This is a genomic window from Collinsella aerofaciens, from assembly GCF_040910325.1.
GTDB classification, from domain to species: Bacteria; Actinomycetota; Coriobacteriia; order Coriobacteriales; family Coriobacteriaceae; genus Collinsella; species Collinsella aerofaciens_BL.
The window spans coordinates 40145-53013 of sequence record NZ_JBDGAV010000007.1 but is presented as its reverse complement, the minus strand read 5'-3'; the positions used below and the strand labels follow the sequence as shown (position 1 = coordinate 53013).

General features: G+C 56.7%; 8 protein-coding genes. 4 read left to right on the top strand and 4 right to left on the bottom strand.

The window, feature by feature from the left end:
* The 3 genes from AB5Z25_RS04395 to AB5Z25_RS04385 form a co-directional block, all read left to right on the top strand.
* Window positions 1-981, top strand: a 981-nt coding sequence (locus tag AB5Z25_RS04395; protein WP_368134900.1) for a TlpA family protein disulfide reductase, incomplete at its 5' end; no start/stop codon positions are given.
* 253 nt (window positions 982-1234) lie between these two features.
* On the top strand, window positions 1235-4492 hold the full coding sequence (locus AB5Z25_RS04390; protein ID WP_368134901.1) for an ABC transporter ATP-binding protein/permease: 3258 nt from the start codon (window positions 1235-1237) through the stop codon (window positions 4490-4492).
* Between the two features lie 53 nt (window positions 4493-4545).
* Window positions 4546-5499, top strand: coding sequence for a tRNA dihydrouridine synthase (locus tag AB5Z25_RS04385; RefSeq protein ID WP_117840389.1), 954 nt, complete (start codon window positions 4546-4548; stop codon window positions 5497-5499).
* Between the two features lie 151 nt (window positions 5500-5650).
* On the opposite strand, the gene AB5Z25_RS04380 is transcribed toward AB5Z25_RS04385, so the two are convergent.
* Entirely contained in the window at window positions 5651-5917 is a 267-nt protein-coding gene (locus AB5Z25_RS04380; RefSeq protein WP_055309982.1) for a ribbon-helix-helix protein, CopG family, read from the bottom strand.
* A 1035-nt stretch (window positions 5918-6952) separates the two neighbouring features.
* Between AB5Z25_RS04380 and AB5Z25_RS04375 the strand changes: the two genes are divergently transcribed.
* Window positions 6953-7219 (top strand): ribbon-helix-helix protein, CopG family, encoded by a 267-nt coding sequence (locus AB5Z25_RS04375; RefSeq protein ID WP_055309982.1) that lies wholly within the window; start codon window positions 6953-6955, stop codon window positions 7217-7219.
* A gap of 151 nt (window positions 7220-7370) precedes the next feature.
* Here AB5Z25_RS04375 and AB5Z25_RS04370 read toward each other — a convergent pair whose 3' ends face one another.
* The 3 genes from AB5Z25_RS04370 to AB5Z25_RS04360 all read right to left on the bottom strand — a co-directional run.
* Window positions 7371-8324, bottom strand: a complete 954-nt coding sequence (locus tag AB5Z25_RS04370) for a tRNA dihydrouridine synthase (protein WP_117840389.1) — start codon at window positions 8322-8324, stop codon at window positions 7371-7373.
* 53 nt (window positions 8325-8377) lie between these two features.
* The gene (locus tag AB5Z25_RS04365) at window positions 8378-11635 is read right to left on the bottom strand and encodes an ABC transporter ATP-binding protein/permease (RefSeq protein ID WP_368134901.1); all 3258 of its coding nucleotides are present in this window, start codon (window positions 11633-11635) and stop codon (window positions 8378-8380) included.
* Window positions 11636-11888: 253 nt separating this feature from the next.
* Window positions 11889-12869, bottom strand: a 981-nt coding sequence (locus tag AB5Z25_RS04360) for a TlpA family protein disulfide reductase (RefSeq protein ID WP_368134900.1), incomplete at its 5' end; no start/stop codon positions are given.

The following is a 12869-nucleotide window of genomic DNA, read 5'->3' as shown; positions in this document are numbered from 1 at the left end:
GGAATGACCATGAAGCTTTCTAAGATTGCGGCCCTGTTTATGGTGCCGGTATTGGCCTTGTGCCTTGTGGCATGTTCGGCGCCCGGTGGCAATGCGAGCGAATCTGCGAGCTCCGATCCTAAGATCGCAGAACTCACTGCGCAGAAGCCGGCCAATGCCGACGAGGCCGCCGAGCTGTATGCGAAGCTCATGCAGAAGGAGAACGAGATCTTTTCGAGTGATAACGCGCTGTGGGAAAAGGTATTCAATGCGGCAAATAAAGACTCGGCAATGATTGAGGACGGCAGCAATTACGGCGATTTCCTGCTCAAGACCATCGACGGCGCCAAGGATGAGTTCACGGCGGATGAGCTTAAGACGCTCAAGGCCGGTGCACAGCAGATCAAGGAGATCGAGGACAAGCTCGAGAGCCTGGAGAAGGAGTTCCCCGGCTGTGGAAGCACGCCGAGCGCAGGCGAGAGCGTCGACGCTTCGGCCGCTGGCATGACGGCTGGTGCCAATGCTTCGAGCGAGACGACGAAGTTCCCCAGCTTTACGGGCAAGGACCTGGATGGCAACGACGTGAGCAGCGACGAGCTGTTCTCTAAGAACAAGGTCACCGTCATGAACTTCTGGTTCACCACGTGCAAGCCGTGCGTGGGCGAGCTGGGCGATCTTGAGAAACTGAATCAGGAGCTTGCCGAGAAGGGCGGCCAGGTCGTGGGCGTCAATTCCTTTACGCTCGATGGCAACAAGGGCGAGATTGCAGATGCCAAGGACGTGCTGAGCAAGAAGGGCGTGACATATAAGAACATCTGGTTCAAGTCGGATAGCGAGGCCGGTAAGTTTACGTCAAATCTGTTCTCGTTCCCGACAACGTATGTCATAGATCAGAATGGCAACATCGTAGGGGAGCCCATCGTGGGAGCCATCAGCTCCGCTGAGCAGCGCGCAGCGCTCAACAAGCTTATTGACCAGGCGATTGCGAATAGCGAGCAGTAGAAAACGTGTAAAGCATGGCGAGGATTGTGCGCCGCTGTGCGGAGTAGTCCGCTACCTTTCAAGATAATCTCCACCATATAGAGGTCCCGCTTGGGACCTCTTCTTTTAGGCACCGTCCCGTTCGTTTTTTGATGCGGTTCCCTATATTCCTCACTGGTGTCGGTGAAAAATGGGGATAGAGTAGGACAAACGCGTCGAATACGAACGGCGGGGGAGAGCGGGCAGGGTGCCTGCGCAGGAGAGGTTGCCGTCCATGTTGGAGCTCAAAGGTATTTGCAAAAGGTACGTTACCCAGTCGTTTACGCAGGTGGCGCTCGACAGCGTAAGCCTGGCTTTTCGTGATAACGAGTTCGTGGCCATTCTGGGTCCCTCGGGTTCGGGTAAGACCACGATGCTCAACGTTATCGGCGGACTCGACCACTTTGACTCGGGCGACCTGCTGATCGACGGCATATCGACCAAGAACTTCCACGATCGCGATTGGGATGCTTATCGCAACAACCGCATCGGCTTTGTGTTCCAGAGCTATAACCTCATTCCGCATCAGACCATTTTGGAAAACGTGGAGCTGGCGCTCACGCTCACGGGCGTGGGGCATGCCGAGCGCCGTCAGCGTGCGCGCGAGGCGTTGGAGAAAGTCGGCCTGGGCGAGCACGTGAACAAGCGCCCGAGCCAGCTTTCCGGCGGACAGATGCAGCGCGTGGCCATCGCCCGTGCCCTGATTAACGATCCCGAGATTGTGCTGGCCGACGAGCCGACCGGCGCCCTGGACTCAATGACATCTGTACAGGTCATGGACTTGCTCAAGGATGTTGCACGCGACCGCCTGGTCATCATGGTCACGCACAATCCCGAGCTGGCGTACCGGTACGCTACGCGCATCGTCAACCTGGCGGACGGCAAGATCACCGACGATTCCGACCCCTTTGATGTAGCAAAGGCCGCGCGTCGCGAGGCCAAGCCTACGCGCAAAACCTCGATGAGCTTTGTGACGGCGCTGGGGCTTTCTGCCCGAAACCTCATGACCAAAAAGGGCCGCACGGCCATGACGGCCTTTGCGGGCTCGATTGGCATTATCGGTATCGCGGCGATTCTGGCGCTGTCCAACGGCGTAAACGGCTACATCAAAAAGGTCGAGGAGGATACGCTCTCGAGCTACCCGCTCACCATTTCCAAGCAGGATTACGACCTGTCGTCCATGATGGGTGGACAGGGGGCCACGGATGATGACTCGCCTGAAAACGTGGATTTGTCCGACGACAGTGCCGGCGGCAAGGCTAAGGGAACCGATAAGATTCCCGTGGTCACGGCCGTAAAGGATATGTTTGCGAGCGTTAAGTCCAATGACATGACGAGCTTTAAGGCATGGCTCGATGCCGGTGGCGATGGCATCGATAAAGAAGTCAATGCCATCCAGTACGGTTATGGCGTGACGCCGGTTGTCTATCGTGCGGGCAAGGGTGACGAGAAACCCGTTCGGCTGGTGCCCAACGCTATGACTGAGGCAATGAGCGGCGGCGCGAGTTCGGCGGCGACGGTGAGCATGGAATCCATGGGAACCTCGGTCTTTAACGAGATGATTGACGACCAGAGCTTGCTCGACAGCCAGTACGATGTCGTCGCCGGTCATTGGCCCACGTCCGCCAGCGAAGCCGTCATGGTGCTTTCGAGCCGCGGCACGGTGGGCGATTACACGCTCTATAGCATCGGTGCGCTGGATATCGATGAGCTCAACGACCTGGTTAACAGCGCCATGGCGGCCGACGGTGGGGTCGAAACGCCCGAGACCGGTACCGATTTTACCTACGACGATGCGCTGTCTACGACGTTTAAGGTGCTGTCACCGGCCGATGCCTATCGCAAAAACGAAGAGACCGGCATGTGGACTGACATGTCTGGTGACGCCGACTTTATGGCCGCCAAGGTTGCCGATGGCATCGACGTGCACATTGTGGGCGTGGTGCGACCTAACGAGACGGCCAATGCGAGTGCGTTATCTCCGGGCATTGCCTATACGCATGCGCTGACCCGCCAGCTTATGGAGCGCGCCGCCGATTCGCAGATTGTGCAGGAGCAACTCGCCCACCCCGAGACGGATGTCTTTACGGGCAAAACCTTCGACGAACTGCAAGGCGAGGCCAAGCAAGGCGTGGATCTGGGCAGCATGTTCAGTGTGGACGAGGCGGCGCTTAAGAGCGCGTTCTCGTTTGATGCGTCTGCACTCTCGGGTGCGGCCGGCGGCGGCATTGATCTTTCGGGCGTCGATCTGTCGGGCCTGGATATTGATCTTTCGGGCGTTGGTAAGGACATCGACTTCAGCGACATCATGGCAAAAGCACCGGCCCCAGATTTCTCGGGCATTTTTGACGGTCTGGAGCTCACACCCGAGCAAATGCAGCAGGTGGGAACACTAGCCAACCAGCTGTTTGAGGGTTTTTTGCAGTCTGATCAATTTAAGGCACTATCGCCCGAAGATCTTAAGGACGCGTCAAAGCTCTCTGCCGCATTCTCGACGTATCTTGAGCATGATGACACAGCCCAGCAAATCCTGGCCCAGCTCAAAGCGCTTGGCGGCGATGCCCTGGCCGAACGTTTGCAGCAGGCGATGAACGACTATGTGCAAAAGCAGCTGGCTCCGTATCTGCAGCAGGCTATGGATCAGGTGATGAAGTCGATCAGCGATCAGATTGCGGCGACGGTGTCAGCTCAGCTCAAGGCAGGCGCAGCAGGGCTCATGGGCCAGATGGCGACGCAGATGTCGTCGAGTTTTGCTAACCTGGCGAGCGCCATGCGCGTGGATGCGAGTGCCTTTGCCCACGCCATCCACTTCAACATGGACGCCGAGGACCTGAGCTCGCTCATGATGAGCTATGCGAAGGCGTCGAAGCTCACCTACGACAACAATCTGACCACGTTGGGTTATGCGGACGAGGCGGACCCCATCTCGGTCAAGATTTTCCCGCGCGACTTTGAGGCCAAGGAGCGCGTACTTGATCATATCGATGCGTACAACAAGCAGGTCAAAGCCGCTGGCCACGATGAACGGGCGATCTCGTACACCGACTACATGGGCATCATCATGGGTTCGGTGACCGACATCGTGAACACCATCAGCTTGGTGCTCATCGCATTCGTGAGTATCAGCCTGGTGGTGAGCTCCATCATGATCGGCATCATCACCTACATCAGCGTACTGGAGCGCAAAAAGGAGATTGGCATCCTGCGCGCGATCGGCGCGTCGAAGCGCAACGTGGCCAACGTATTCAATGCCGAGACCTTTATCGAGGGCCTCATCGCCGGCGTCTTTGCCATTGTCGTCGTGGTAGCCGTGAGCTTCCCGGTTAATGCCTGGGCGCTTGCGGCCAAACAGGTCCCCAACCTAATGAGTCTGCCCGTGCAGGATGCGCTGGTGCTCATTGCAATTTCGGTGCTGCTGACGGTTGTCGCTGGCCTGCTGCCGGCCCGTAGCGCGTCCAGGAAGGATCCCGTGGAGGCCCTGCGCTCCGAATAATGTGACAAAGGGGCAGTCCCTTTGCCACGTTCGTTGATATGAGAGAAGAGTAGATGATCCTTTCGCTGGCCCCCATGGAGGGGATTACCGGGCATGTGTTCCGTCGCGTGCATGCGGAGTGCTTCGGTGCGCTCGATTGCTATTACACGCCGTTTTTGCCGCCGCCGCGGGTGGGAAACCGCTTTGGCGGCAAGGCGTTTAAGGAGATCGATCCTGCCAATAACCAGGGGCTCAACGTGGTGCCTCAGCTGATGTCCAAGAACGCGGACGAGTTTGTGTGGGCGGCACAGGTGCTCGCCGACATGGGCTACCGCGAGGTCAATCTCAACTTGGGTTGCCCTTCGGGAACGGTTGTCGCCAAGGGCAAGGGCTCGGGTTTCTTGCGCAATCTCGACGAGCTCGAGGCGTTCTTAAGCGATGTGTGCGAGCGGTCGCCGTTGCCGGTGTCGGTAAAGACCAGGCTGGGGCTGGAGAATGACGACGAATACGAGCGCGTGCTCGATCTGTATTGCCGCATGCCGTTGGCAGAGCTGATCGTGCATCCGCGCGTACAGAAGGACCGCTATACGGGCTTGCCGCGCAAAGAGTTTTATGGCGAGACGCTGGAGCGTGCGCCGTTCCCCGTGGCCTATAACGGTGACATTTTTGATCTTGAGGATATGGACGCGCTGGTGGAGGCCTATCCCGGCACGCGCCATGTGATGTTGGGGCGTGGCCTGCTCGCGAACCCCGCTCTGGCTCGCATGGTCAAGGGCGGCCCTGCTGCAACGGCTGCTGAGCTGCAGCGCTTCCACGACACGCTGTTTGCGGCATATGCAGAAGAGATTGGCGGCAATGCGGTCTTCCGCATGAAGGAGTGGTGGTTCTACGCCAAGTGCGCTTTCGCTGATCCCGCTACCGTCCACAAGATCGTACGCAAGACCAAAAAGGTCGACGAATACCGCGCTGCCGTCGAGCGCGTCTTTCGTGAACAGCCGCTTGCACCCACAGCTCGCTTCCACGGCTAACTAGTCATCGGGGGCGTTCTTTAACGACTGGTCATTTAAGGACGTCCCCAACGACTATGTAGCAAAAACATGTACACCAGCATCCAAAGATGTCGAAAAATGTCGACTTTGGATGCTGGTGTACATGTTTGGGTCCGACGGGGGAGCGGGCCTAGGCAATCAGTGCATCAAGTGTAATGAGCTCTCTGAGCCGCTCCGTGCGTGTTTGCCCATGGCGTTTGGCTTTTTCGTCAAACGCCTCAAGAATCGATTCGCCCACACGTGCTGATATAACGACGCTCGGCTCATCGGAGATTGGTGGCCTTCCCAACTTGATGGTGTGACCTTTCGGCCACTCATCTTTTTCGTAGGCTTCCGCGGCTTTCTTCAACTCTCCGGGAGCAAACCCCATCATCTTTTCGAGCTGCTTAGCATCCATGGCGCCTCCTATCGATCGACATAATGTCGAGCGCCGGTTCTCGGATTCTCTTTTTGTATACAATTTTGTAGACAAAAATACAAGCAGTTCATCGGGCTAATTAGCTTGTTTTGACCTGCCTGTTCGATAGGAAATGAGCATTGACGGCTTCGATACTCCTTTGCTTTTCAGCTTGGAATTTGGATGCTCATTGAACTTCCGGAGGGGAGCCCTTTATTAAGCTATTGAGATTCTGGGCAGGAGCTCTCACTGGTCTTCGGTAATGGGGCCAGCTTAATTCGCGACACAGTGTGTCGCGAATGGGAGTAGTCGTTAGGTGTCCTTCAATGGCTACTCATATAAGAACGTTCAAGTGTCGGATTTTGTCATTTAGTGTCGCTCTCAGCGACTATTCTGGAGGGTCGTGGTCAAAAAAGGGCAAATATGAGTACTGTTGCCATTATGGTTGCATTTATTTGCTATAAATTGTAGCTCCTGATGAGATTTGTTCCCATTAAGAGCTACTTTTATTGAACATATGAGGAGAAATAACGTCGTCTGCGGACGAGTGGAACGTTGAATAGTTCCTGAAGTGATCAAAATCGCTGCTACTAAACAGGTAGCAGTACTCATATTTGCCCTTTTTTGACCACGACCCTCCAGAATAGTCGCTGAGAGCGACACTAAATGACAAAATCCGACACTTGAACGTTCTTATATGAGTAGCCATTGAAGGACACCTAACGACTACTCCCATTCGCGACACACTGTGTCGCGAATTAAGCTGGCCCCATTACCGAAGACCAGTGAGAGCTCCTGCCCAGAATCTCAATAGCTTAATAAAGGGCTCCCCTCCGGAAGTTCAATGAGCATCCAAATTCCAAGCTGAAAAGCAAAGGAGTATCGAAGCCGTCAATGCTCATTTCCTATCGAACAGGCAGGTCAAAACAAGCTAATTAGCCCGATGAACTGCTTGTATTTTTGTCTACAAAATTGTATACAAAAAGAGAATCCGAGAACCGGCGCTCGACATTATGTCGATCGATAGGAGGCGCCATGGATGCTAAGCAGCTCGAAAAGATGATGGGGTTTGCTCCCGGAGAGTTGAAGAAAGCCGCGGAAGCCTACGAAAAAGATGAGTGGCCGAAAGGTCACACCATCAAGTTGGGAAGGCCACCAATCTCCGATGAGCCGAGCGTCGTTATATCAGCACGTGTGGGCGAATCGATTCTTGAGGCGTTTGACGAAAAAGCCAAACGCCATGGGCAAACACGCACGGAGCGGCTCAGAGAGCTCATTACACTTGATGCACTGATTGCCTAGGCCCGCTCCCCCGTCGGACCCAAACATGTACACCAGCATCCAAAGTCGACATTTTTCGACATCTTTGGATGCTGGTGTACATGTTTTTGCTACATAGTCGTTGGGGACGTCCTTAAATGACCAGTCGTTAAAGAACGCCCCCGATGACTAGTTAGCCGTGGAAGCGAGCTGTGGGTGCAAGCGGCTGTTCACGAAAGACGCGCTCGACGGCAGCGCGGTATTCGTCGACCTTTTTGGTCTTGCGTACGATCTTGTGGACGGTAGCGGGATCAGCGAAAGCGCACTTGGCGTAGAACCACCACTCCTTCATGCGGAAGACCGCATTGCCGCCAATCTCTTCTGCATATGCCGCAAACAGCGTGTCGTGGAAGCGCTGCAGCTCAGCAGCCGTTGCAGCAGGGCCGCCCTTGACCATGCGAGCCAGAGCGGGGTTCGCGAGCAGGCCACGCCCCAACATCACATGGCGCGTGCCGGGATAGGCCTCCACCAGCGCGTCCATATCCTCAAGATCAAAAATGTCACCGTTATAGGCCACGGGGAACGGCGCACGCTCCAGCGTCTCGCCATAAAACTCTTTGCGCGGCAAGCCCGTATAGCGGTCCTTCTGTACGCGCGGATGCACGATCAGCTCTGCCAACGGCATGCGGCAATACAGATCGAGCACGCGCTCGTATTCGTCGTCATTCTCCAGCCCCAGCCTGGTCTTTACCGACACCGGCAACGGCGACCGCTCGCACACATCGCTTAAGAACGCCTCGAGCTCGTCGAGATTGCGCAAGAAACCCGAGCCCTTGCCCTTGGCGACAACCGTTCCCGAAGGGCAACCCAAGTTGAGATTGACCTCGCGGTAGCCCATGTCGGCGAGCACCTGTGCCGCCCACACAAACTCGTCCGCGTTCTTGGACATCAGCTGAGGCACCACGTTGAGCCCCTGGTTATTGGCAGGATCGATCTCCTTAAACGCCTTGCCGCCAAAGCGGTTTCCCACCCGCGGCGGCGGCAAAAACGGCGTGTAATAGCAATCGAGCGCACCGAAGCACTCCGCATGCACGCGACGGAACACATGCCCGGTAATCCCCTCCATGGGGGCCAGCGAAAGGATCATCTACTCTTCTCTCATATCAACGAACGTGGCAAAGGGACTGCCCCTTTGTCACATTATTCGGAGCGCAGGGCCTCCACGGGATCCTTCCTGGACGCGCTACGGGCCGGCAGCAGGCCAGCGACAACCGTCAGCAGCACCGAAATTGCAATGAGCACCAGCGCATCCTGCACGGGCAGACTCATTAGGTTGGGGACCTGTTTGGCCGCAAGCGCCCAGGCATTAACCGGGAAGCTCACGGCTACCACGACGACAATGGCAAAGACGCCGGCGATGAGGCCCTCGATAAAGGTCTCGGCATTGAATACGTTGGCCACGTTGCGCTTCGACGCGCCGATCGCGCGCAGGATGCCAATCTCCTTTTTGCGCTCCAGTACGCTGATGTAGGTGATGATGCCGATCATGATGGAGCTCACCACCAGGCTGATACTCACGAATGCGATGAGCACCAAGCTGATGGTGTTCACGATGTCGGTCACCGAACCCATGATGATGCCCATGTAGTCGGTGTACGAGATCGCCCGTTCATCGTGGCCAGCGGCTTTGACCTGCTTGTTGTACGCATCGATATGATCAAGTACGCGCTCCTTGGCCTCAAAGTCGCGCGGGAAAATCTTGACCGAGATGGGGTCCGCCTCGTCCGCATAACCCAACGTGGTCAGATTGTTGTCGTAGGTGAGCTTCGACGCCTTCGCATAGCTCATCATGAGCGAGCTCAGGTCCTCGGCGTCCATGTTGAAGTGGATGGCGTGGGCAAAGGCACTCGCATCCACGCGCATGGCGCTCGCCAGGTTAGCAAAACTCGACGACATCTGCGTCGCCATCTGGCCCATGAGCCCTGCTGCGCCTGCCTTGAGCTGAGCTGACACCGTCGCCGCAATCTGATCGCTGATCGACTTCATCACCTGATCCATAGCCTGCTGCAGATACGGAGCCAGCTGCTTTTGCACATAGTCGTTCATCGCCTGCTGCAAACGTTCGGCCAGGGCATCGCCGCCAAGCGCTTTGAGCTGGGCCAGGATTTGCTGGGCTGTGTCATCATGCTCAAGATACGTCGAGAATGCGGCAGAGAGCTTTGACGCGTCCTTAAGATCTTCGGGCGATAGTGCCTTAAATTGATCAGACTGCAAAAAACCCTCAAACAGCTGGTTGGCTAGTGTTCCCACCTGCTGCATTTGCTCGGGTGTGAGCTCCAGACCGTCAAAAATGCCCGAGAAATCTGGGGCCGGTGCTTTTGCCATGATGTCGCTGAAGTCGATGTCCTTACCAACGCCCGAAAGATCAATATCCAGGCCCGACAGATCGACGCCCGAAAGATCAATGCCGCCGCCGGCCGCACCCGAGAGTGCAGACGCATCAAACGAGAACGCGCTCTTAAGCGCCGCCTCGTCCACACTGAACATGCTGCCCAGATCCACGCCTTGCTTGGCCTCGCCTTGCAGTTCGTCGAAGGTTTTGCCCGTAAAGACATCCGTCTCGGGGTGGGCGAGTTGCTCCTGCACAATCTGCGAATCGGCGGCGCGCTCCATAAGCTGGCGGGTCAGCGCATGCGTATAGGCAATGCCCGGAGATAACGCACTCGCATTGGCCGTCTCGTTAGGTCGCACCACGCCCACAATGTGCACGTCGATGCCATCGGCAACCTTGGCGGCCATAAAGTCGGCGTCACCAGACATGTCAGTCCACATGCCGGTCTCTTCGTTTTTGCGATAGGCATCGGCCGGTGACAGCACCTTAAACGTCGTAGACAGCGCATCGTCGTAGGTAAAATCGGTACCGGTCTCGGGCGTTTCGACCCCACCGTCGGCCGCCATGGCGCTGTTAACCAGGTCGTTGAGCTCATCGATATCCAGCGCACCGATGCTATAGAGCGTGTAATCGCCCACCGTGCCGCGGCTCGAAAGCACCATGACGGCTTCGCTGGCGGACGTGGGCCAATGACCGGCGACGACATCGTACTGGCTGTCGAGCAAGCTCTGGTCGTCAATCATCTCGTTAAAGACCGAGGTTCCCATGGATTCCATGCTCACCGTCGCCGCCGAACTCGCGCCGCCGCTCATTGCCTCAGTCATAGCGTTGGGCACCAGCCGAACGGGTTTCTCGTCACCCTTGCCCGCACGATAGACAACCGGCGTCACGCCATAACCGTACTGGATGGCATTGACTTCTTTATCGATGCCATCGCCACCGGCATCGAGCCATGCCTTAAAGCTCGTCATGTCATTGGACTTAACGCTCGCAAACATATCCTTTACGGCCGTGACCACGGGAATCTTATCGGTTCCCTTAGCCTTGCCGCCGGCACTGTCGTCGGACAAATCCACGTTTTCAGGCGAGTCATCATCCGTGGCCCCCTGTCCACCCATCATGGACGACAGGTCGTAATCCTGCTTGGAAATGGTGAGCGGGTAGCTCGAGAGCGTATCCTCCTCGACCTTTTTGATGTAGCCGTTTACGCCGTTGGACAGCGCCAGAATCGCCGCGATACCGATAATGCCAATCGAGCCCGCAAAGGCCGTCATGGCCGTGCGGCCCTTTTTGGTCATGAGGTTTCGGGCAGAAAGCCCCAGCGCCGTCACAAAGCTCATCGAGGTTTTGCGCGTAGGCTTGGCCTCGCGACGCGCGGCCTTTGCTACATCAAAGGGGTCGGAATCGTCGGTGATCTTGCCGTCCGCCAGGTTGACGATGCGCGTAGCGTACCGGTACGCCAGCTCGGGATTGTGCGTGACCATGATGACCAGGCGGTCGCGTGCAACATCCTTGAGCAAGTCCATGACCTGTACAGATGTCATTGAGTCCAGGGCGCCGGTCGGCTCGTCGGCCAGCACAATCTCGGGATCGTTAATCAGGGCACGGGCGATGGCCACGCGCTGCATCTGTCCGCCGGAAAGCTGGCTCGGGCGCTTGTTCACGTGCTCGCCCAGGCCGACTTTCTCCAACGCCTCGCGCGCACGCTGACGGCGCTCGGCATGCCCCACGCCCGTGAGCGTGAGCGCCAGCTCCACGTTTTCCAAAATGGTCTGATGCGGAATGAGGTTATAGCTCTGGAACACAAAGCCGATGCGGTTGTTGCGATAAGCATCCCAATCGCGATCGTGGAAGTTCTTGGTCGATATGCCGTCGATCAGCAGGTCGCCCGAGTCAAAGTGGTCGAGTCCGCCGATAACGTTGAGCATCGTGGTCTTACCCGAACCCGAGGGACCCAGAATGGCCACGAACTCGTTATCACGAAAAGCCAGGCTTACGCTGTCGAGCGCCACCTGCGTAAACGACTGGGTAACGTACCTTTTGCAAATACCTTTGAGCTCCAACATGGACGGCAACCTCTCCTGCGCAGGCACCCTGCCCGCTCTCCCCCGCCGTTCGTATTCGACGCGTTTGTCCTACTCTATCCCCATTTTTCACCGACACCAGTGAGGAATATAGGGAACCGCATCAAAAAACGAACGGGACGGTGCCTAAAAGAAGAGGTCCCAAGCGGGACCTCTATATGGTGGAGATTATCTTGAAAGGTAGCGGACTACTCCGCACAGCGGCGCACAATCCTCGCCATGCTTTACACGTTTTCTACTGCTCGCTATTCGCAATCGCCTGGTCAATAAGCTTGTTGAGCGCTGCGCGCTGCTCAGCGGAGCTGATGGCTCCCACGATGGGCTCCCCTACGATGTTGCCATTCTGATCTATGACATACGTTGTCGGGAACGAGAACAGATTTGACGTAAACTTACCGGCCTCGCTATCCGACTTGAACCAGATGTTCTTATATGTCACGCCCTTCTTGCTCAGCACGTCCTTGGCATCTGCAATCTCGCCCTTGTTGCCATCGAGCGTAAAGGAATTGACGCCCACGACCTGGCCGCCCTTCTCGGCAAGCTCCTGATTCAGTTTCTCAAGATCGCCCAGCTCGCCCACGCACGGCTTGCACGTGGTGAACCAGAAGTTCATGACGGTGACCTTGTTCTTAGAGAACAGCTCGTCGCTGCTCACGTCGTTGCCATCCAGGTCCTTGCCCGTAAAGCTGGGGAACTTCGTCGTCTCGCTCGAAGCATTGGCACCAGCCGTCATGCCAGCGGCCGAAGCGTCGACGCTCTCGCCTGCGCTCGGCGTGCTTCCACAGCCGGGGAACTCCTTCTCCAGGCTCTCGAGCTTGTCCTCGATCTCCTTGATCTGCTGTGCACCGGCCTTGAGCGTCTTAAGCTCATCCGCCGTGAACTCATCCTTGGCGCCGTCGATGGTCTTGAGCAGGAAATCGCCGTAATTGCTGCCGTCCTCAATCATTGCCGAGTCTTTATTTGCCGCATTGAATACCTTTTCCCACAGCGCGTTATCACTCGAAAAGATCTCGTTCTCCTTCTGCATGAGCTTCGCATACAGCTCGGCGGCCTCGTCGGCATTGGCCGGCTTCTGCGCAGTGAGTTCTGCGATCTTAGGATCGGAGCTCGCAGATTCGCTCGCATTGCCACCGGGCGCCGAACATGCCACAAGGCACAAGGCCAATACCGGCACCATAAACAGGGCCGCAATCTTAGAAAGCTTCATGGTCATTCC